The organism is Streptomyces sp. NPDC050625 (genome assembly GCF_040654755.1).
Taxonomy (GTDB): Bacteria; Actinomycetota; Actinomycetes; order Streptomycetales; family Streptomycetaceae; genus Streptomyces.
This window is the reverse complement of sequence record NZ_JBFAIQ010000016.1, coordinates 1-19,843: the sequence shown is the minus strand read 5'-3', so window position 1 is coordinate 19,843 and position 19,843 is coordinate 1. Positions and strand designations below refer to the sequence as shown.

General features: G+C 70.4%; 19 protein-coding genes. 13 read left to right on the top strand and 6 right to left on the bottom strand.

Going from position 1 to position 19,843, the window contains the following annotated elements; all coding sequences use genetic code 11:
* The first annotated feature begins 240 nt into the window (after positions 1–240).
* The 6 genes from AB0I54_RS29305 to AB0I54_RS29280 all read left to right on the top strand — a co-directional run bounded on the left by AB0I54_RS29305 (position 241) and on the right by AB0I54_RS29280 (position 6,843).
* Positions 241–750 carry a hypothetical protein gene (locus tag AB0I54_RS29305; RefSeq protein WP_363299184.1) on the top strand — a complete coding sequence of 170 codons (510 nt, stop codon included), beginning with the start codon at positions 241–243 and terminating at the stop codon, positions 748–750.
* Positions 751–906: 156 nt separating this feature from the next.
* Complete coding sequence (locus AB0I54_RS29300) at positions 907–2,475, top strand: cellulose binding domain-containing protein (protein ID WP_363299183.1); 1,569 nt, start codon at positions 907–909, stop codon at positions 2,473–2,475.
* A 257-nt stretch (positions 2,476–2,732) separates the two neighbouring features.
* Complete coding sequence (locus AB0I54_RS29295; RefSeq protein ID WP_363299182.1) at positions 2,733–3,677, top strand: MBL fold metallo-hydrolase; 945 nt, start codon at positions 2,733–2,735, stop codon at positions 3,675–3,677.
* Positions 3,678–3,826: 149 nt separating this feature from the next.
* The gene (gene fxlM / locus AB0I54_RS29290; protein ID WP_363299181.1) at positions 3,827–6,154 is read left to right on the top strand and encodes a methyltransferase, FxLD system; all 2,328 of its coding nucleotides are present in this window, start codon (positions 3,827–3,829) and stop codon (positions 6,152–6,154) included.
* A 45-nt stretch (positions 6,155–6,199) separates the two neighbouring features.
* Positions 6,200–6,505 (top strand): hypothetical protein, encoded by a 306-nt coding sequence (locus AB0I54_RS29285; protein WP_363299179.1) that lies wholly within the window; start codon positions 6,200–6,202, stop codon positions 6,503–6,505.
* A 56-nt stretch (positions 6,506–6,561) separates the two neighbouring features.
* Complete coding sequence (locus tag AB0I54_RS29280) at positions 6,562–6,843, top strand: hypothetical protein (RefSeq protein ID WP_363299178.1); 282 nt, start codon at positions 6,562–6,564, stop codon at positions 6,841–6,843.
* 14 nt (positions 6,844–6,857) lie between these two features.
* On the opposite strand, the gene pqqE is transcribed toward AB0I54_RS29280, so the two are convergent.
* The 4 genes from pqqE to pqqA are packed head-to-tail and all read right to left on the bottom strand — an operon-like array spanning position 6,858 to position 9,133.
* On the bottom strand, positions 6,858–7,949 hold the full coding sequence (pqqE, locus tag AB0I54_RS29275; protein WP_363299177.1) for a pyrroloquinoline quinone biosynthesis protein PqqE: 1,092 nt from the start codon (positions 7,947–7,949) through the stop codon (positions 6,858–6,860).
* Positions 7,946–8,218, bottom strand: coding sequence for a pyrroloquinoline quinone biosynthesis peptide chaperone PqqD (gene pqqD / locus AB0I54_RS29270; protein ID WP_363299176.1), 273 nt, complete (start codon positions 8,216–8,218; stop codon positions 7,946–7,948). The genes pqqE and pqqD overlap by 4 nt, the downstream gene beginning before the upstream one ends.
* Complete coding sequence (pqqC, locus tag AB0I54_RS29265; RefSeq protein ID WP_363299175.1) at positions 8,215–8,931, bottom strand: pyrroloquinoline-quinone synthase PqqC; 717 nt, start codon at positions 8,929–8,931, stop codon at positions 8,215–8,217. Before pqqC ends, pqqD begins: the two co-directional genes overlap by 4 nt.
* A gap of 40 nt (positions 8,932–8,971) precedes the next feature.
* Positions 8,972–9,133 (bottom strand): pyrroloquinoline quinone precursor peptide PqqA, encoded by a 162-nt coding sequence (gene pqqA / locus AB0I54_RS29260; protein WP_363299174.1) that lies wholly within the window; start codon positions 9,131–9,133, stop codon positions 8,972–8,974.
* Between the two features lie 174 nt (positions 9,134–9,307).
* Between pqqA and AB0I54_RS29255 the strand changes: the two genes are divergently transcribed.
* Positions 9,308–10,435, top strand: coding sequence for a PQQ-dependent sugar dehydrogenase (locus AB0I54_RS29255; protein ID WP_363299173.1), 1,128 nt, complete (start codon positions 9,308–9,310; stop codon positions 10,433–10,435).
* Positions 10,436–10,454: 19 nt separating this feature from the next.
* Here AB0I54_RS29255 and AB0I54_RS29250 read toward each other — a convergent pair whose 3' ends face one another.
* Positions 10,455–12,041 carry a GMC family oxidoreductase gene (locus AB0I54_RS29250; RefSeq protein ID WP_363299172.1) on the bottom strand — a complete coding sequence of 529 codons (1,587 nt, stop codon included), beginning with the start codon at positions 12,039–12,041 and terminating at the stop codon, positions 10,455–10,457.
* Positions 12,042–12,210: 169 nt separating this feature from the next.
* On the opposite strand from AB0I54_RS29250, the gene AB0I54_RS29245 reads away from it, so the two are divergent.
* Entirely contained in the window at positions 12,211–13,545 is a 1,335-nt protein-coding gene (locus AB0I54_RS29245; protein WP_363299171.1) for an NAD(P)/FAD-dependent oxidoreductase, read from the top strand.
* A gap of 146 nt (positions 13,546–13,691) precedes the next feature.
* Complete coding sequence (locus AB0I54_RS29240; protein WP_363299333.1) at positions 13,692–14,177, top strand: gluconokinase; 486 nt, start codon at positions 13,692–13,694, stop codon at positions 14,175–14,177.
* Positions 14,178–14,200: 23 nt separating this feature from the next.
* Here AB0I54_RS29240 and AB0I54_RS29235 read toward each other — a convergent pair whose 3' ends face one another.
* Complete coding sequence (locus AB0I54_RS29235; protein ID WP_363299170.1) at positions 14,201–15,202, bottom strand: aldose 1-epimerase family protein; 1,002 nt, start codon at positions 15,200–15,202, stop codon at positions 14,201–14,203.
* Positions 15,203–15,315: 113 nt separating this feature from the next.
* Here AB0I54_RS29235 and AB0I54_RS29230 point away from each other — a divergent pair, with 113 nt between their 5' ends.
* From AB0I54_RS29230 to AB0I54_RS29215, 4 genes are all read left to right on the top strand, one after another.
* Positions 15,316–16,269: a DUF389 domain-containing protein gene (locus AB0I54_RS29230; protein ID WP_363299169.1), complete on the top strand. Its 954-nt coding sequence runs from the start codon at positions 15,316–15,318 to the stop codon at positions 16,267–16,269.
* Between the two features lie 270 nt (positions 16,270–16,539).
* The gene (locus AB0I54_RS29225) at positions 16,540–18,042 is read left to right on the top strand and encodes an arylsulfotransferase family protein (protein WP_363299168.1); all 1,503 of its coding nucleotides are present in this window, start codon (positions 16,540–16,542) and stop codon (positions 18,040–18,042) included.
* Between the two features lie 12 nt (positions 18,043–18,054).
* Positions 18,055–19,101 (top strand): 3-oxoacyl-[acyl-carrier-protein] synthase III C-terminal domain-containing protein, encoded by a 1,047-nt coding sequence (locus AB0I54_RS29220; protein WP_363299167.1) that lies wholly within the window; start codon positions 18,055–18,057, stop codon positions 19,099–19,101.
* 35 nt (positions 19,102–19,136) lie between these two features.
* Positions 19,137–19,796, top strand: coding sequence for a sulfotransferase family protein (locus tag AB0I54_RS29215; RefSeq protein WP_363299166.1), 660 nt, complete (start codon positions 19,137–19,139; stop codon positions 19,794–19,796).
* Positions 19,797–19,843: the final 47 nt, after the last annotated feature.

The following is a 19,843-nucleotide window of genomic DNA, read 5'->3' as shown; positions in this document are numbered from 1 at the left end:
GCCGAACTCCACGCCGCGGACATTCCCGGAGCGGACCTCCCTGCCGATCCGGCCGCGCTCCAGGCCGGTCCCTATGCGCGGCCCGAGTTCACCCTCAGGCACCTCAAGGCCTGATCCACTCGCCCCTCACAGGGACGCGGACGCATGAAACGCTGCTCGCGAGCGATGCAACCGTATGGCCCGCTCGTATGTCTCCCCTGGTGAAATCGCTGTCCCCTTGCGAGAAAGATCGGGGGCGTCATGCGCCAGCATCCACGCCGTACGGCCATCGCGGCCGGAATTCTTCTCATCGCCGCCTTCGGCGCCACGGTTCCCGCCTCCGCTGCCCAGCAGTCCCGGCAGGCTCCCGCGACGGCGCTGGTGGTCAACGCCCGTTGGGGCGGGCACTGCACCTACGACCGGCTCGTCATCGACGTCCGGGGCACCATGCCCCCGGTCACCGTGAAACCGGTCAAGGAACTCCGCTACGACGCCTCCGGGAAGAAGGTCCCGCTCGCCGGGAGGTACTTCCTTGAGATCAAGCTCTCCCCCGCCGCCGCGCACAACGAGGCGGGCCAGTCCGTCTACCGAGGCCCCCAGCTGGTGAAGATCAACCTGCCCGCGCTCAAGGGCCTCGCCCTCACCGGCGACTTCGAGGGTACGGTCACCTTCGGAGCCGCTTTCCACACCAAGCCCGCCTACACGACACTCAAGCTCCACTCCCCGGAGCGCTTCGTCCTCGACGTCAGGCACGCCAACCGCTGTGCCTGACCCCGCCTCCTGGCCCTGCCGTCACTGAACGGCAGGGCCTTTCTGCTTGACGGACGGTCCGCAGCTCTGTACGTACATGACAGAGAACTTGGTATGGACCAATCCTGCGCAGCCTCGCGCGCCGCCCCGGCGCCCAACCCCCCAGTGGAGGCAGCAATGCGAAGACCGTCAGCACTCATCGCCCTGTTCATCGGGGCGCTGCTCCTGTTCGTGGCCCAGCCCGCCGATGCCGCGGGATCGGCTACGGCCACCTTCTCCAAGTCCGCTTCCTGGGACGGCGGTTATCAGGGCGCGTACACCGTGACCAACGGCGGCAGCACCACACTGTCCGGCTGGACGGTCGAGTTCGACCTGCCCTCCGGCACCACGGTCGGCTCGTACTGGGACGCTCTGCTCACCCAGAGCGGCAGCCACTACACCTTCAAGAACCGTGAGTACAACGGCACGTTGGCACCGGGCGCCTCCACCACGTTCGGCTGGGTGTCCACCGGCACCGGCACACCCACCAACTGCCGGCTCAACGGCGGCTCCTGCGCAGGAAGTTCGGGCGGCGGCGACACCACACCGCCCAGCGTGCCGACGGGAGTGACCGTCGGCTCGGCGACCGGCTCGTCGCTCACCGTGCGATGGACCGCCGCCACCGACGACTCGGGATCGGTCGCGGGCTACGAGGTCTCACGCGACGGCGGCACACCCGTCACCGTCACGGGAACCTCGTACACCGCCACCGGACTGACGGCGGGCACGAGCTACTCCTTCCGCGTCCGGGCCAAGGACGCGGCGGGCAACGTCTCCGCCTACAGCGCGGCGGCCGGCGGCACCACCACGTCCGGCGGCACCCCGCCGGGCGGTGGCGTACACACCGCGCCCTATGTCGACATGGGCGCCTGGCCCACCCCGAGCATGCCCGAGATGGCCTCCGCGAGCGGGGTCACGAGCTACACCATGGCATTCATCACCGCCTCGGGCTGCAAGGCGATGTGGTTCAACGCCTATGACCCGCGCGACGGCTGGGCCAAGGACCAGATCGACGCGATCCGGGCCGGCGGAGGGGACGTCAAGGTCTCCTTCGGTGGTGCCTCCGGTATCGAACTGGCCCAGGCCTGCGGCTCGGTGGACTCGCTCTACGCCGAGTACAACGCCGTCGTGAACGCCTACGGCCTGACGTACGTGGACTTCGACATCGAGGGCGCGGCCACCGCCGACCCGGCCTCCGTCACGCGCCGTTCGCAGGCCCTGGCACGTCTGCAGCAGGCCCATCCGGGACTGAGGATCTCGCTCACCCTCCCGGTGCTCCCCGAGGGCCTCACCGCCGACGGACTGAACGTGGTCACGTCCGCCCGCGACGCCGGGGTCGACCTCGACGTCGTCAACGTCATGGCCATGGACTACTACCGCGGTGTCGACTACGGCGATGCCGCGCTCCAGGCCGCGCAGAGCACCTTCACCCAGTTGAAGTCCCTCTACCCGGGGAGGTCGGACGCCCAGGTGTGGGCGATGGTCGGGGTGACGCCGATGCTCGGCCAGAACGACGACGGCCATGTGTACGACCAGACCGACGCCCGCCAGTTGGTCGCCTTCGCCCAGAGCAGGCATCTCGGCGAGCTCGCCTTCTGGGAGGCGACCCGCGACCGCAACGCGTGCACGGGTGCCCTGTACCGGTGCACCAACATCACTCAGTCGCCGTACGAGTTCGCGAAGATCTTCGCGGCGTACCGAGGCTGACGCCCCGTCGACGGGTCGGGAGGGACACTCCTGCCACGCCAGGCGTCCAGCCGTCCGGTGTGACAAGGGCCCCTCCCGGCCTGTCGGCGCTGCCGTATGCCGGGGTGGACTGCTCGGGTTGGCCGACCGGTGGGGTACCGACGCGCCGATCGCCGATGCGATGATCGCGGCGATGCCGCTCGCGTCCGGGAGGATGTTGTCGTCGACCTCCTGGTCGCTTCGAGCACACCGCCCACCCACTACGGCAGGAGCCCAGCATGAGCACCGTCCACCATGACGTCACCGAGCTTCCCCCGCCGCGGGTCGAGGAGGTCAGTGACGGGGTGTTCGCCTACATACAGCCCGACGGCAGCTGGTGGATCAACAACACCGGCTTCATCGTGGGCGAGCGCGGGGTGATCAGCGTGGATTCCTGCTCGACGGTGCGTCGTACCCGCGCCTACCTGGACGCCATCTCCTCCATCACCCCGCAGCCGGTACGGACTCTGATCAACACGCACCACCACGGCGACCACACCTTCGGCAACCATCTCTTCGGCGGCGCCACGATCGTCGGACACGAGGCCACCCGGGCGAACGTGCTGGAGTGGGGCGACCCGAAGGCAATAGCTCCGTTCTGGACCGAGGTCGACTGGGGTGACATCGTCCCCGAGCCTCCGTTCCTCACCTACACCGACGCGGTGACGGTCTGGTCCGACGAGCTGCGCGCGGACGTCCGCCACGTCGGTGTGGCCGCCCACACGACGAACGACTCGATCGTCTGGCTGCCGGAGCGGAAGCTGCTCTTCAGCGGTGACGTGCTGTTCAACGGCGGCACGCCGTTCCTCCTCCAGGGGTCCGTGGCCGGTGCCGTCCAGGTCCTGGAGGAAGTGATCAGGCCCCTGGGAGCGACGACGATCGTTCCCGGGCACGGCGGTGTCGCTGGCCCCGACCTCATCGACGACGTGCTCGGCTATCTGCGGTTCGTGCAGACCACCGCCCGTTCCGGCCGTGAGGCCGGGCTCACGCCGCTGGAGACCGCCCGCGAAGTGGATCTGGGCCCCTACGCCGACCTGCTCGACCGCGAGCGTATCGTCGGCAACCTCCACCGGGCGTACGCCGAGTTGGAGGACGGCCCCCTCGGCCGGCCCATCGACGTCGCCGCGGCGATCGCCGACATGATCGCCTACAACGGCGGCCGTCCCCTCACCTGCCTCGCCTGACCCCGCACCCCCGATCTCCAAGAACGTGGGTCGTCTCGCCCCTCGTCGCCGCGTCCACGGACAGCCCCCGGCGACGCGGGGCGGACCCGGGATCCGGACGGAACGGGCCGACGGCCAGGGCCACTTCGACCAGACAGGGAGCCCTCCTGGTGGGACACACCACGCCCGGCGAGTGGGACACGCACTACGCGAGCGGCAAGAGCTTCCGGCCCCTCGGCGACGCCGAACGCCGACTGCTGGCCGAGCATGCCCCGGCCGCCCCGGGCGGCCTCGCCCTCGATGTCGGCTGCGGGCTGGGCGAACTGGCCCGCCACCTCGCCGCCGGCGGCTACCAGGTCGACGCCATCGACTACGCCCCCGCCGCACTCGCCCAGGCCGAAGCCCTGAACACCGCCGCCACGGCGGTCACCTACCGGCCGGCCGACATCGAGCGGGACGGCCTCGACGATCTGCCCCACCCCGCCTACGACCTCATCACCTTCCGCCTCAGCTGGGCCTTCGTCCGGGACCGCACCCGCATCGTCAACCGGCTGCGCGAACTCCTGCGCCCGGGCGGCACGCTCTGCGTCATCACACCCCTCAGCGAGGCCGTGCCGGACAGCCGCCAGGACATCGCCCTCGACGAGGAGGAGATCGGCCTGCTCCAGGAAGGCTGGACGTTCGCCGAGCGACACGACGCGGACGGGCTCGCCTTCGTCGTCCTTCGTGACCCCGCCGCCACGCGGGTCACCTGCGCCGACAAGGGGCGGCCTGCCGCGCACGCCCTGACCGGGGCCGGTGTCGTCGTGACCGACTCCGCGGGGCGGATCCTGCTGGGCCGGTCCACCCGGCGCGGTGTGTGGGAGCTGCCCGGCGGCAAGAACGACGGCGACGAGGACTTCCTCGACGCCGCCGTCCGGGAGCTGGAAGAGGAGACCGGGCTGCGGGCCGACCGCGCCGACGCACGGCTGTCGGCCCTCCTGATGGACTCCGTGCACGGCATCCCCCGGGTGACGGCCGCCGTGCGCGTCACCGCCTTCAGCGGCGAACCGGCCGTGACCGAACCGCACTTGCTGAGCCGCTGGGAGTGGCACGAGCTCACCGACCTGCCCGCGCTCGCTCAGCCGCTGTTCACGCCGAGCGCGCATGTGATCGACACCTTCTGGCCCGGTCTGCTGCCCGATCTGCCGCCCGTCCACCGCTACCCGATCGCGCCCGCCGAAGTACCCGAGCCCGCCCAACAGGCCCTGGAGGCGGCAGCCTTGCGGCAGGCGATGGCCGACCGGCTGCTGGCCGACGGCCGGATGGACGCCGGCGGCACGATCGAGGCTGCCGTGCGGCGCGTGCCACGTCACCGCTTCCTGCCCGGCGTCGCGCTCGACGAGGCCCATGACGCGTATCGGGCCCCGGTCACCAAGCGCACCGTTCGCGGGGCGCCCACCAGCAGCGTGTCGGCGCCCTGGCTGCAGGCCGAGATGATCCGCGACGCCGCCCTCCGCCCCGGCGACACCGTGGTGGAGATCGGCTCCGGCGGCTACAACGCCGCCCTCGTCCAGGAGGTCGTCGGCCCCCATGGGACCGTGATCAGCATCGACATCGACCCATGGGTCACCGAGCGCGCCCACCGCTTCCTCACCGAGACCGGCTACCACCGGGTCCGCGTCCACCTCGGCGACGGCGAGCAGGCCCCGGCCCACCTCGTGGCGGCCGGGAGCGTGGACGCCCTCGTCGTGACCGTCGAGGCCCGCGACATTCCGCCCGCCTGGGTCGACTGCCTCACCGAGGGCGGCCGTCTCGTCGTCCCGTTGCGCATCCACGGCCACACGTGGTCGATCCCCTTCACCAAACGCGGCGGAGTGCTGATCGCGGACACATACACCGTGTGCGGGTTCGTGCCCCTCCAGGGTCCCGGCTACCGCGGCGACGTCGTCACCCGGCTCCGCGGCGGCGAGATCACCGTACGGTTCGCCGACGGCACCCCTGCCGACACCAGCCGCCTCGATGCCGCCCTCGACATGCCCCGTACCGAACGCTGGACCGGCGTGACCATTCCCGGCGACGTGCCCTTCGACATGCTCCTGCTGTGGCTGGCGAACCACCTCGGTGACGGCTTCGCCCGCCTCGCCGTCGACGCCGACCTCGACACCGGCCTCCTCCACCGCTCCGGCGGCTGGGACAGCGCCGCGCTGATCCGCGACGACTCCCTCGCCCACCTCCTCACCCGCACACTCGTGACCGATGGCTGCGGCACCGGCGTGGCGGAGTTCGGCATCCATGCCCACGGCCCGCACGCCGACGCCCTCGCCGACGCGATGGCCGACCTGGTCGTCGCGTGGGACCGCGAGGCCCGCAACACCAGCCCCCGACTGCAGGTGCACCCCGCGGACAGCCCTGACGGGGAGCTGCCTCACGGCCACATCCTGAACAAGCCGCGCAGCCGGCTCCTCTTCACCTGGACGTCCAGGACGCGCCGAAGTGGCGCATCGGACCTACGGTGAATCTGAGAGGGGTCAAGCCGAACGCGTACTACGAAGGAAGCCGCCATGCAGGAGCACTACGTGTGGGTGACGACGCGCCGCATTCAGCAGGGCACGCTGGAGGAGTTCGAGAGGGCGTGGCGCCCGGCCCCCGCCCCCAAAGGGCTGCGCCGCGCTTTCGCGTACTGGTCCGAGGACGGTCAGGAGATCACCGGGGTGTCGTTCTGGGAGTCCCAGGAGGCATGCGATTCATGGCGGACCTCGGATGCGGAGGAGCAGCGACGGGCGGCCATGGCCCCCTACGTCGTCGAGGAGAGCGAGGGCTTCTACCGCGGCCGTGAACTCACCCTCCCCGGCGCCGGGCACGGGTGAACGCGGGTGAACGCGTTGCCCGGCGGCTCAGCCGCGAACGAGCCTGGTGTGGACACATGAGCGAGATCGTCGTCGTGTACGAGCTCGACAAGCCGGTGTCGGGGCATACACCCGTGGCCGGCTCGCCCGACGCGGAACGGCTCCCCCGTCGGGTGCACGCCGCGCCCGCCGCTCCTGGCAGGCCCGATGCCGCGGGACCGCGGACGCTGTGCGGCAAGGACACCTTCGCCATGGAGAGGGCCCCTGGGCATCCGTCCGAGAGCCCTGGGGCTCCCTGGTATCCCGCCGAGTACGCGTCCGTCGTCTGCACCGACTGCGATGCCGTCATGGAGATCTGAACCTTCGCGTGTCCTCAGCGCGTCCTGCGTTCCGCGTACGCCCGGTACTCGTAGCCCGACCCGCTTCCCTCCGCGGCCACCGCCTTCTCCACGAGGTCGTGGTCCGGGGACAGGCGGCACGCCGGGTCGGTGCGGGTGGCGTCCCCCGTGAGCGCGAAGGCCTGGCAGCGGCAGCCGCCGAAGTCCTCGTCACGGCGCGGGCAGCTGCGGCACGGCTCGCGCATCCAGTCCGTGCCGCGGTACTGGCCGAAGGCGCCGGAGTGCTCCCAGATCCACGCGAGCGGCCGGTCCGCGACATTGGGCGGATCGAGGCCGGGCAGGGTCGCCGCGGCCGGACAGGGCAGCACGGTGCCGTCCGGAGCGACCGTGAGCGACACCGCTCCCCAGCCGCCCATGCACGGTTTCGCGACCCCGTCGACGTAGTCCGGTACCACCCAGACGAGTTCGGTGCGTCCGGCCAGCCGCTCCCGCCACCGTGCCACGGTCTCCGCCGCGCGGCGCAGCTGGTCGCGGCTCGGCATGAGCGCGGCACGGTTGCGCAGGGCCCAGCCGTAGAACTGGGTGTTGGCCAGCTCGATCCGGTCCGCGCCCCACTCCAGCGCCAGTCGTACCAGGGCGTCGATCGCGTCGAGGTTGTCGCGGTGCAGGACGACGTTGACCCCCAGGGGAAGGCCTGCCTGCCGGATCAGCGCGGCCGCGCGTTCCTTGGCGGCGAAGGACCGGCGCCCGGCGATCCGGTCGGAGGAGACGGGGTCCGCGTGCTGGACCGACAGCTGTACGCTGCGCAGTCCGGCCGCCAGGAGCGCGGTGAGCCGGGCCCGGTCCAGTTCCAGCCCGCTGGTGATGAGCTGCGTGTGGATCCCCGCCGAGTCCGCCGCGGCGACGATCGTCTCCAGGCCGTCCCGCAACAGCGGCTCCCCGCCGGACAGATGGGTGCTGACGACGCCCAGGTCCCCGGCCTGTCGCATCACGTCCACCCACTGGTCCGTGGACAACTCGCGTGAGCGGCGGGTCAGTTCCAGCGGGTTGGAGCAGTACGGGCAGCGCAGCGGGCAGGCGTGCGTCAGCTCCGCGAGCAGGGCCCAGGGGCGTGGCACGCGGCTCATCGCAGCCAGCCCTCGGCCCGCATCCGGCCGAGGAACACCGGAACGTCGGTGGCCACCGGGGATCCGGGGAAGCGTGCACCCAGGTCGCCGACGATCCGCCGGACGTCGCGCTCACCGTCGCACAGGCGGAGGACGGTGCCTGCCTGCCCGGTCAGCACCACCACGCGTTCCGGCATGACCAGCAGATCGGTGCCGCGCACCCGGTCGTGCCGCAGCGTCACGGCAGGGGCGAGTCCGGGGCGCCAGTGCGGCGCGGCTCCCGCCGTCATGAGCGGGTCTCCCGCGGTCCTTGGTCCACGGAGTCCAGCAGGGACCACAGGACGTCGCATTTGAACGCGAGCGCCGCCAAGGCCTGTTCCTGTTCTGCCCTGCCGCGTGCCCACTTCAGGACCAGGGGCAGCGCCTCACCGCTGTCCCGTCGGCCCTGCCGGACGCGTGTGCGGAAGTAGGCCAGGCCGTCGGGGTCGATCCACGGGTAGTGCCGCTCGAAGGCCTCGATGCGCCGCTGCATCAGGTCCGGAGCGGCCAGTTCGGTCAGGGAAGCTGCGACCGCCTCCAGTGGTGAGCGCAGTCGGCAGAAGTTGACGTATCCGTCGACGGCGAGCCGTACCCCGGGCAGCACGTCCGCGCCGGACAGCAGTACGGTCCGGTCCAGGCCGGCGGCATCGCCCAGCCGCAGCCACCGTTCGATGCCGCCCTCGCCCTCCTCACGGCCGTCGTGGTCCTCGATCCTGCGCAGCCACATGCGCCGCAGGTCGGGGGAGTCGAACTTGGCGGTGATGAGGGCGTCCTTGACCGGGATGTGCCGCTGGTAGTGGAAACGGTTGGTGATCCAGCGCCGGAGCTCCGCCGGGCTCAGACGTCCCTCGTGCATGCGGAGGTTGAACGGATGGCGGTCGTGGTAGTGCTTTTCGGCCACCACCCGCAGCCGTTCCTCGAACTCCTCGCGGCTCCACGGCCGCAGGGCCTGCGCAGCCGTCATGGCGTGGTCTTCTTCCGTCGGCGTCACGTCCGCGGCGGCCCTAACGGGTGGCCAGCGAGTACGCGGTGACTTCCAGGGCGGTGTCGACGACTACGTAGTCGGGTCGCTCCCAGGCGCCCTCGGCCGTGCTCGGGCGCGGGGCCGCCTCGGTGCGGGCTTCCCGGTCGGGACCGTTCGTGTGGTCCATCGCTTCGTTCGGCATGTCGCCTCTCCTTACGGTGGGCGGTGGGGCCCCCACCGCAGCATCCGGAGTCTTTGCAGGTCGGGCAACCGGGGGGCGGCCAGACGGGTGTCCCTTCGGACCTGTCCCGGCCTCCGTGCGGCAAGGCCGACCTACGCTCCGGGTGAACTGCCGGTTCCGCCTGGAGGATGCACCTTGCCCACTGTCGCGATGCCCCGAAGGACCCCCGGGAGAAGGCCGCTGCGTACGGCAACCGCCATCGTCGCCATGGTCGTCGGCCTGCTCGCGCTGGCCGAGCACGGAAGCGGCGCGTCCCGCCTGCCGGGACCGCGCGCCGCCACGGAACCGGGCGACGTCACGAGCGTCTCGACCGGGTGGACCACCCCCTGGGGCGTCAGCTGGCTGCCGGACGGCTCCGCGCTGGTCGGTGAGAGCGAGACGTTCAAGATCTACCGGCTCAGCCCGACCGGCGAGAAGATCCTCGTGGGGTCCGTCCCGGAGACGGTGACCACCCGGCAGGAGGACGGTCTGCTGGGCCTCGCCGTGTCCCCCCACTGGGCGGAGGACCACTACGTCTACGTCTTCCACACGGCCGACGAGGGCAACCGGATCGCGCGGATGACCTGCGACGGGACCACGCTCGGTGACTACCATGCGCTGCTCACCGGTATCGAACGGGGGGACTGGCACAACGGCGGCGGACTGGTGTTCGGCCCGGACGGTCACCTCTACGCGGGGGCCGGGGACGCAGACCAGGATCAACTCGCCCAGGACAAGGACTCCCTCAACGGGAAGATCCTGAGGTTGACCACCGACGGCAAACCCGCGCCCGGCAATCCGTTCGGCACATACGTCTACTCCTACGGGCACCGCAACCCGGAGGGTCTGGCGTTCGACTCCGCGGGCCGTCTGTGGGCGTCCGAGTTCGGCCCGGACTCGAACGACGAGCTCAACCTCATCGAGCCCGGCAACAACTACGGCTGGCCCACCTGCGTCGGGCCCTGCGACACCGCGGGAATGACCAATCCCAAGGCCACCTGGTCCGTCAGCGACGCATCCCCGAGCGGACTCGCCTACGCCGACGGCAATCTCTACATGGCGGGCCTGCGCGGCCAGCGCTTGTGGCGCATCCCCGTCAGCGGCACCGACGTCGGCACACCGGTGGCGTACTACCAGGACAAGTACGGCCGCCTCCGCGCTGTACAGAAGGTTCCGGGCAGGGCCGCGCTGTGGCTCTTCACGGGCAACACGGACCACAACGGCACCCAGCCCGACGGCTCGGACCAGGTGCTCGAAGCGGCTCTGAAGCCTACGGCGCCCTGATCCGAGGTCATTGCCGAGGTCATTGAAGTCGCTCCGCGATGTGGTCGCCGACGCGCAGGGCGTTGGCCATCGCGGTCAGGGAGGGATTGACCGCCCCGATGCTCGGGAAGAAGCTCGTGTCGACGACGTAGAGGTTGTCGAGGTCATGGGCCTTGCAGTTGACGTCCAGGGCCGAGCTTGCGGGGTCGCTGCCGAAGCGGACCGTGCCCGCCTGATGCGCGGTGGCACCGATGGGCATCCCCTTGTGCAGGTAGATGCTGCGCGACAGCAGATGGTGTTCGTGCATGCCCAAGTGGCTGAGCATGTCCTGCAGTTTGTGCCGCAGACGTTGCAGCCCGGCGATGTTGTTCTTCTCGTCGAGGGCCAGGTGGATGCCGCCGTCCCGGTCCAGGGTGACGCGGTTGTCGGGGGTCGGCAGGTCCTCCCCGCACAGCCAGAAGTCGACCGCGTGGTGGGCCAGTACCTCGAACGGCATGTCGGGGGTCACGGCGCCGGCCCAGCGGGGTGCTTCGCCGTGGATCTGCTCGGCGTCGGACTTGCCGAGCATCTGGATGCCGCCGAGGGGGTATTCCCAGTCTTCGGATCCCAGGTACCAGTCGTGCAGCGCCAGGGTCTTCTGGAACTTGGTGTCGTTCGGTTCTCTGGACACGGCCATCAGCGCCAGGTTGTTGTGCCGCATGTAGTTCCGGCCCACCACGTCCGAGCTGTTGGCCAGGCCCTGCGGGTGCCGGTCGTTGGCCGAACGCAGCAGCAGGACCGCGGAGTTGACGGCGCCGCAGGCCACGACCACGACGTCGGCGCTGAACTTCACGGTCGAAGGGTCGCCGTCCCCCACGGTGGCGACGACCGAGGTGACGCTCCGGCCGTTCGCATCGGTTTCCAGGCGCCGCACATCCGCATGAGTGATCATCTCGACGTTGGGGCGTTCGAGGGCGGGATCGACACAGATGACCTGGGCGTCGGACTTCGCGCCGACCAGACAGGGGAAGCCGTCGACGCGGTCGCACCGGATGCAGGCGCTGGTGTGCACGGCCCGGCCCCGGTCGTCCTGGCTGAGGTTCACCCCGATCGGGAGGTGGAAGGGGTGCAGGCCCTGCTTCTCCAGGTCGTGGCTGAGCTGCTGGATGCGGGGCTCGTGCTGGACCGGCGGGTAGGCGTACTGGGCGCTGGTGGGACCGCCGGTGGGGTCTTCACCGTGCCGACCGTGCACGAGGTAGAGGTGTTCGGCCCGGGTGTAGTAGGGCTCGAAGTCCTCGTAGCGCAGCGGCCAGGCGGGCGAGATGCCGTCATGGTGACGGAGTTCGCCGAAGTCCTCGGGGCGCAGCCGGAAGAGCGCGGCGCCATAGAACTTGGTATTGCCGCCCACGTAGTAATTCACCTCGGGCGGGAATTGGTTCCCGTTTTTGTCGAACCAGAATTCCGGCGCACGGTATTTCCCTTTGACGAAGACCGCGGTGGAATCCCAGTTGTCGCGTTCGCGGGGAAGATAGTCGCCGCGTTCGAGAAGGAGGATCCGTTTTCCCGTGTCCGCCAGCCGGTGGGCGATCGTGCCACCGCCCGCACCTGTACCGATGACAATGACGTCGTAGTGCTGCGCTTCGGTCATCTCGGCCACCGCCCTCAGGTCCTGGACTCCCACACAAAGGTATCTCCGGGCTGTATTTCCGGCGAGTTGGCCCATTCAAGTGATTCACGGCGCCCGGGTCGCCCGGATGATGCCGTGCTCATACCCTTGACCTGCACAGCTACCGCTGAACGAAGACGGGCCCGACGACATGGACCGTATCGCTACCAGGCCGAAGGTCGTGATCATCGGCGGCGGCTTCGCCGGGCTGTTCGCGGCCCGCGAGCTGCGCCGCGCAGAGGTCGACGTGACGGTCGTCGACCGTGCCGGCCATCATCTGTTCCAGCCGCTGCTCTATCAGTGCGCCACCGGAATTCTGTCCGAGGGGCAGATCTCCGTGCCGCTGCGTGACCTGTTCAAACGCCACCGCAATACCGAAGTGGTCCTGGCCGAGGTGTTCGATTTCGACCTCGCGGGCCGCAAGGTGCTGGCGCGACGGCCGGGCGGGGAGGAGATCGAGCTTCCCTACGATCACCTCATTGTCGCGGCCGGTGTCCATCAGTCGTACTTCGGGCACGAGGAGTTCGCGCGCTTCGCACCGGGTATGAAGACCCTGGCCGACGCACTGGAAATCCGGCGACGCGTGTTCGGCGCCTTCGAACAGGCCGAGACGGCTGCGGATCCCGTCGAACGCAGGCGACTGCTCACCTTCGCCCTGGTCGGGGCAGGACCGACGGGTGTGGAGCTCGCCGGGCAGTTGCGCGAACTGGCCACGCACACGCTCAGGTCCGAGTTCCGCGCCATCGAGCCCGAGGACGCGCGTGTCCTGCTCTTCGACGGCGCCGGGAAGCCGCTGGCGGCCTTCGGACCCAAACTCGCCGCCAGGGCGGCGCGCACTCTGCGGGCTCTCGGAGTCGAATTGCACATGGGCGCTCTGGTGACCCACGTCGACGCCGACGGGCTGATCGCGCGGGACCGGCAGGGCAACGAAACGCGCTACGACGCGGGAACCGTGCTGTGGACGGCAGGGGTGCAGGCTCCCGCCCTCGCCGGCGCGCTGGCGAAGGCCACCGGCGCCTCCTGCGACCGAGCAGGCCGCATCAGTGTCGAACCCGACCTGACGGTGCGGGGACACCCGGAGATCTCGGTCGTCGGCGATCTGATGAGCCTGGACAAGCTGCCGGGCGTGGCGGAGGTCGCCATGCAGGGCGGACTGTACGCCGGACACCGGATCAGACGGCTGACCAACGGGCACGACGCCCCCGGTCCCTTCCGGTACCTCGACCTCGGCTCGGCGGCGTACATCTCCCGGGGCCAGGCGGTGGTCAGCGTCGGCCGTCTGCAGTTCGGTGGCATGCCGGGCTGGTTGACCTGGCTCTTCATCCACATCGCGTTTCTCACCGGCTACCGCAACCGCGTGGGTGCGATCCTCACCTGGGCGCTGGCGTTCACCCGCGGCATCCGCCGCGAACGGCCGTTCATCGGCGCGGCCATCGACGTCCAGCACGACCCGTACACCTGGGCGGGTCGTCCCCCGGGCGGCTAGGCCTTCCCCACGTTTGTGAGCGGCACCGTCACGGCGAGGTGTCGGCCAGGTGGTGAGAGGCGATGGTGGACGGGGACCGGTTCCCGGAGTGTCGCGAGGGAGGCCCGTTGACCAGGTCCGTTGGACATGTGCCGGTGGTGGTCGTGATGGGTGTGTCGGCGTCCGGGAAGTCCACGGTCGGAACGCGGCTCGCGCAGTGTCTCGGCGTGCCGTTCCTGGAGGGTGACGATCTCCATCCGGCCGCGAATCGCGCCAAGATGGCCTCCGGGCACCCTCTCGACGAGGCGGATCGCCGGCCCTGGCTGGCAGCCCTCGCGGCCTGGATCCGGACGGCCGGCGAGGAGCGGGGCGGGGTCGTGTCGTGTTCGGCCCTCAGACGCACGTACCGGGATCAGTTTCGCCGCACGGGGGCGAACGTGCAGTTCATCCATCTGGCCCTGGACCCTGAGGTGGCGGCACGGCGGATCGCCAACCGGAAGGGGCACTTCATGCCCCCGGAACTGCTCGACTCCCAGCTTGAGACCCTGGAGCCGCTGCAGGCCGACGAGCCCGGACTCACGGTCGACGCATCGCTCAGCACCGCGGACATCCTGGACGCGGCGCTGCGCCGGCTCACCCGGCCGGACGCGTAGGTCCGGCTCCTGGGGCGGTGCGGTCACTGGCCCCACGGGGTGATCCCCCAGCGCATGGTGTGCCGATCGCCGGGTTCCAGGGCGACGACCGAGGTCCCACTGGCGAACGCGTTCGGCGGGCACGACATCGGTTCGACGGCGATGGCCCGGCGCCGCTCCGGCTCCGCGAGCGTGTCGCCGGTGTAGATCTGCAGGTAGTCCGCGCCCTCGCCGAGCCAGAGGTCCACGCCGCGCTCGCCGGTGGGATGGGCGAGGCGGACCGACGTGCGTCCGTGTGCGTCTCGTACGAGTGAGCCGAACGGCGTGTCCAACTGCTCGCGGCCGATGGCCCGCGCCGTGCGGAAGTCGTAGGGCGTGCCGGCGACCGGTTCCTCCGCCACCGGGAGGCCCCTGTCGTCCGTGCTCAGCCAGGTCTCCGCCGGGACGGTCAGCAGAACCTCGTCCACCGTCGCCGTACCGACCGTGAGATAGGGGTGCTGGCCGACCCCGTAGGGCGCGGTGCTGTCGCCCCTGTTCCACGCGGTCACGGCCACCTCCAGGCCCCTGTCGCCGACCGCGTACTCCACGTGGACCCGCAGGTGAAAGGGGTAGCCCGGCTGGGGCCACAGGGTGCTCCGGAGCACGGCCCGGTGCCCATCGGACTCGGTCACCTGCCATGAGGTCCAGCGGAGCAGCCCGTGAATGGCGTTCCCGTGTTCCGGTTCGGACAGCGGCAGTTGGAGGTCCTCGCCGTCCCACCGGTAGCGTCCGCCGCTGATGCGGTTCGGCCAGGGCACGAGGATCTGGCCACGGCCGCCGGTGATCCGGTCGTCGGCGCCGAACCCGTGGAGCACCTGCCGCTCGCCGACGGAGTAGGACCGCAGTGTGCCCCCGAGTTCCACCACGACGGCCATGTGGTCATGGTGTCGCAGTGTCAGCTGACGTCCGGTCTGGTTCTCGTGCACCTGTCGAGCGTGCGAATCGCACCGGGACCGAGCAAGCGGGACACATGACCGGCGACGGAATCGAGCCCGGAAGTCGCCCATTGAGGTGATGCACGGACCCATGCGGCAAACACCGTGCCCGATCGGATGAACGCCACGCGCTGTACCGCGGCCGCGGTCGGCAGGGCTGCCTAGCATGCGGTCAGGAGGCTCGGATGGATCTGGTCCACTTCCGGATGGTGACACCGCCCGCGCTCACCCAGCAGACCGTGGACCTGCTGACCGCGGACGGCCGCGTGCTCAACCTCGTGGTCGTGAAGTCGGCGGCTCAGGAGCCGGTCGGGGACGCGCTCGAGTGCGATGTCATGCGGGGCGCCGCGAACGGTGTGCTGGCCGGCCTGCACAGGCTGGGCATCGACCGCGGCGGATCGATCGCCGTCGACGATGTCGACATGATGTTCTCCCAGCGCGCGGAGCGGATCGAGGCGGATCAGCCACGCACGCTCGTGCACACACCGTTGTGGGCGGCTGTCGAGGCCCACATCCGGGCGGAGGGAACCTATCTGCCGTCGTTCTATCTGTTCCTGGTCATCGCCGGACTCATCGGTTCCGTCGGGATCATGACGAACTCGCAGATCCTCATCGTGGCGGCCATGGTGGTCGGCCCGGAGTACAGCGCGATCACGAGCATCGCCCTGGGCCTCGACCGGGGCAACCGTCGCCGGGTGCGGGACGGCCTGCGCGCGCTGACGCTCGGTTTCCTGCTGGCCATCGTGGTCACTCTGGGGTTCGCGGCGCTCGCGCGGGGGGCCGGCTTCCAGTCCGAAGCCTTCGAGCTGGGCCTGCGGCCCGTGTCCCACCTCATCAACACGCCCGACTTCTTCTCGGTGGTCGTCGCCGCCCTCGCCGGTGTCGTCGGCATCGTCTCGCTCACCGAGGCTCGCGGCAGTGCCCTGCTGGGTGTTTTCATCTCCGTGACCACGATCCCCGCCGCCTCGGACATCGCCGTCTCGATCGCCTTCGCCGACTGGCACGAGGCATGGGGCTCGCTGGTCCAGCTCCTCCTCAACATCGTCGTCCTCGTGGTCGTCGGCGTCCTCACCCTGCGTCTGCAACGCCGCATCTGGCGCCGCGCGACGCGACGGACCGCCGCAACGTCCCAGGAGTAGCGGGACCGCCGTCACACGAGTCGGCGGTCGGCCACGGTCACCCAGCGGTCACAGAGCTCATGACTGTCCGGTGACCGAAGAGCGGATAGAACGTTCGGGACCGTCGCGGCGCTCCTGCCGAGCCGGCGCAGGAGCGACAGCGCGACAGCGTGCAACGCCGGTAGATCAGCGCACACCCGCCCGCCACCCCCTCTGACACAGGAGATCAAGCGGATGGCTCATCGGCTCCGGACCTGTACCGCGTTAGCAGCGACCGCCCTGATGGTGGTCGTGTCCAACAGCACTGGCAGAACCCCGGCCGTGCGGGCGGCAGCCGCCACAGCTGCCACGTCGGCCGTCTCCACCCATGCCCCCACCGCCGCGCGCCCGGACTCCGCGCTGCACCCGGGAGACGTCGCCTCTTCGGCGGTGGACGAGCCGCCGCCCGTCGACGTGCTGGTCCATCGCCCAGGGCTGGCCCAGGGAGACCTCTTCGTCACGGCCCAGGGGCAGACCGAGTTCCCGCGCGGGCCGCAGATCATGGACGACCACGGCCGCCCCATCTGGTTCCGCAAGGTGCCGGACGGCAACTTCGCCAGCGACTTCCGTGTGCAGGAGTACCACGGGCAGAAAGTGCTGACGTGGTGGGAGGGCGAGTCCACGAACACCGGTGTCGGCTCCGGCATCGGATACATCGCCAACCAGAACTACGAGATCATCGCAACGGTGCAGACCCCTGATCCCGGCGAGGTGATGGACCTTCACGAGTTCCTGCTGACTCCGCAGGGGACCGCGCTCATCGTCAGCTACCAGCAGAAGCCGTACGACCTGAGCGAGTACGGCGGGCCCAAGGACGGCTCGGTCGTCGACAGTGTCGTCCAGGAGATAGACATCGCCACCGGCAGGAAGGTGATGAACTGGAGCAGCCTGGCGCATGTGCCGCTCACCGACTCCGACTTCCGGCCCGCCCCCGGCAGCACCGTCCCCTACGACTACCTGCATGTGAACTCCGTCGACGTCGACACCGACGGGAACCTGCTCATCTCCGGCAACGGGGCCAGCACGGTCTACAAGGTGGACCGTCGCACCGGCAGGATCATCTGGCGGCTGGGCGGGCGGCACAGCGACTTCCGGCTCGGCGCGGGCGTACGTTTCAGCTGGCAGCACGATGTGCGGTCCGTCGGCCACAACACGTACCGCGTCTTCGACAATGGCACGCGGCGCGGTCTGGAGGGCTATGAGTCGCGGGTGGCGTGGATCAGGATCGACCCCGCTCACGGCACGTCGAAGCTGATACGCCAGCAGGTCCACCCGAAACTGATGTCGAGCCCGGTGGAGGGCAACAGTCAGGCGCTCACCAACGGAGACACCTTCGTGAGCTGGGGTGTGGCGGGGCCAGGCCGTATGTCGGAGTTCTCGCGCGACGGCAGGCTGCTGTTCGACGCCACGTTCCCGTACAACGGCAGCAGCTACCGCGCCTACCGGCTCGGCTGGGAGGGCCGGCCGCTGACCAAGCCCGACCTCATCGTCGACGATGCCGCCTCCGGTGTGGTCAGGGCCAACTGGAACGGCGCCTCGGACGTGGCCCGTTGGCGGCTGCTCGCCGGTGGGTCGCAGGGCGCCCTGAAGCCGGTCGCGACCGCGTCCTGGGACGGGTTCGACACGCCGATCAAGCTGCCCGCCGACGCTCGCGACGCCGCGCGGCTCCAGGTCCAGGCCCTCGACGAACGGGGCAAGGTGATCGACAGCTCGCCCGTCACACCCATCGGCGCCGCCGCGTCCGGCGGCCGCTGAGCGGGGGCCGGGATGACACACGCACGGATCGCGGCGCTCTCCTTCCGGACGCCGCCGCTGGTGAAGATGGCGGAGCTGGCGGGTCATGTCGCCTCCGACGTCGGCGGCTTCGCCATCGCCAAGGTTGTCGGCAATTCGGCCATCTCCACCAAGGGCATGGCGGTCAACATGCTGGCCGAGGACCCACGGTGGTGGTCCACCCGGCAGCGGATGGACCGCGGTCTCGCCGAGGCCTCCCGGCTGGGCGGGGCGGCGGTGCTGGAGGCGCTCGGCCGGGCCGGACTGCGCGCACGGGACGTCGGGCTGCTGGCCACCGTCACCACCACGACCCACTCGGCACCCGGCCTCGACGCCCTCGCCCCGGCACTCGGCATGCGCGAGAACGTCGAGATCCTCTCCCTCGGTCCGATGGGCTGCTACGCGGCCCTGCCGGCCCTGACCACCTGCGCGCACTGGGTCGCGGCCCGGCGCAAGCCCGCCGTACTGCTGGCCGTGGACCTGTTCTCGCCGCACATGCAGCCGCCGCCGTACGACAAGGAGGCGGCGGTGGTGTGGACACTCTTCGGCGACGGAGCGGCGGCGGTCGTGCTGCTGCCCGACAAGGACAAGCGGGGCGCCTCGGGGACGCAGGTGGTCGACGCCGAGCAACTGACCGTCCCGGCACATGCCGAGGACCTTCAGGTGCACGTCGGCGACCTCGGGCTGCGGATCCGGCTCGCCCCCACCATGCCGGACGTCGTGGCCTCGGCCGTCGGCGTCCCGGCGAAGGCGCTGCTGGCCAGGAACCGTCTCGCGTGGGGCGACGTGGTCTGGTGGGCTGTGCATCCCGGCGGCCGGCGCATCCTCGACCGCGTCGAGGATGCGATCGGTCTGCCCGAGGACTCCATGGCGGTGGCCCGCGCCGCGATGCGCGCGTACGGCAACACCGCGGCCCCGGCCGTCCTCGGCGTGCTGCAGCGGCTGCAGACGGCCCGGCCGCTGGCCCCCGAAGAGCACGGCGTCGTCCTGGCTTTCGGGCCCGGCGCCACCATCTGGGCGGTGCTGTTGCGCGGAGCGTGAGCACCCGTAAGACCCGTACGACTTGAGGAGAGACGATGTTGGAGATCTTCGGCGTGGGCTTCGGGCGCACCGGAACCCTGTCGCTCAAGAAGGCCCTGGAGCGGCTCGGGTTCGACCCGTGCCATCACATGCTGGGCCTGTTCGAGGACCCGGACACGGTAGCGCTGTGGCAGGCCGCCGCACGCGGGGAGCCGGTCGACTGGACGCGGATGTACCAGGGCTACCGGTCGGGCGTCGACTGGCCGGGAGCCGCCTTCTGGCGGCAGATCACCGCCGCCTTCCCCGAGGCGAAGGTGATCCTGACCGAACGCGACCCGGAGGCCTGGTACGCCAGCGCCGAGAGCAGCATCCACGCCGCCGCCGTGGCACCGCTGCCCGACGACGCCGATCCGCTGTTCGCCCAGGTGCGGCAGATGTCGCTCGACGTCGTCTGGGACGGCGTCTTCGGCGGGCGGTTCACCGACCGGCAGCACGCACTGGAGGTTTACGAGACGCACATCGCCGCGGTCAAGCAGGAACTCGACCCCGCACGGCTGCTCGTCTTCGAGGTCGGCCAGGGCTGGGAGCCGCTGTGTGCGTTCCTCGGGGTGCCCGTCCCCGACGAGCCCTTCCCGCGCAGCAACGACCGGGCGGCCTTCGCCGAGCAGATCGCCCGGCTCAGGACCGCCGGCAGCACGGTGGAGCCGGCCGGCTGAGCGCGTTCCAGGCACACGCCGACGTGCCCGCGGCGGGGCTCCCCCGC

Excerpts from the sequence above, each read along its gene's own strand:
- AB0I54_RS29305 (WP_363299184.1), top strand. The coding sequence starts at position 241 with ATGCGCCAGCATCCACGCCGTACGGCCATCGCGGCCGGAATTCTTCTC.
- AB0I54_RS29300 (WP_363299183.1), top strand. The coding sequence starts at position 907 with ATGCGAAGACCGTCAGCACTCATCGCCCTGTTCATCGGGGCGCTGCTC.
- AB0I54_RS29295 (WP_363299182.1), top strand. The coding sequence starts at position 2,733 with ATGAGCACCGTCCACCATGACGTCACCGAGCTTCCCCCGCCGCGGGTC.
- AB0I54_RS29285 (WP_363299179.1), top strand. The coding sequence starts at position 6,200 with ATGCAGGAGCACTACGTGTGGGTGACGACGCGCCGCATTCAGCAGGGC.
- AB0I54_RS29280 (WP_363299178.1), top strand. The coding sequence starts at position 6,562 with ATGAGCGAGATCGTCGTCGTGTACGAGCTCGACAAGCCGGTGTCGGGG.
- pqqE (WP_363299177.1), bottom strand. The coding sequence starts at position 7,949 with ATGAGCCGCGTGCCACGCCCCTGGGCCCTGCTCGCGGAGCTGACGCAC.
- pqqD (WP_363299176.1), bottom strand. The coding sequence starts at position 8,218 with ATGACGGCGGGAGCCGCGCCGCACTGGCGCCCCGGACTCGCCCCTGCC.
- pqqC (WP_363299175.1), bottom strand. The coding sequence starts at position 8,931 with ATGACGGCTGCGCAGGCCCTGCGGCCGTGGAGCCGCGAGGAGTTCGAG.
- pqqA (WP_363299174.1), bottom strand. The coding sequence starts at position 9,133 with ATGCCGAACGAAGCGATGGACCACACGAACGGTCCCGACCGGGAAGCC.
- AB0I54_RS29250 (WP_363299172.1), bottom strand. The coding sequence starts at position 12,041 with ATGACCGAAGCGCAGCACTACGACGTCATTGTCATCGGTACAGGTGCG.
- AB0I54_RS29245 (WP_363299171.1), top strand. The coding sequence starts at position 12,211 with ATGGACCGTATCGCTACCAGGCCGAAGGTCGTGATCATCGGCGGCGGC.
- AB0I54_RS29240 (WP_363299333.1), top strand. The coding sequence starts at position 13,692 with ATGGGTGTGTCGGCGTCCGGGAAGTCCACGGTCGGAACGCGGCTCGCG.
- AB0I54_RS29235 (WP_363299170.1), bottom strand. The coding sequence starts at position 15,202 with ATGGGCGACTTCCGGGCTCGATTCCGTCGCCGGTCATGTGTCCCGCTT.
- AB0I54_RS29230 (WP_363299169.1), top strand. The coding sequence starts at position 15,316 with ATGGATCTGGTCCACTTCCGGATGGTGACACCGCCCGCGCTCACCCAG.
- AB0I54_RS29220 (WP_363299167.1), top strand. The coding sequence starts at position 18,055 with ATGACACACGCACGGATCGCGGCGCTCTCCTTCCGGACGCCGCCGCTG.
- AB0I54_RS29215 (WP_363299166.1), top strand. The coding sequence starts at position 19,137 with ATGTTGGAGATCTTCGGCGTGGGCTTCGGGCGCACCGGAACCCTGTCG.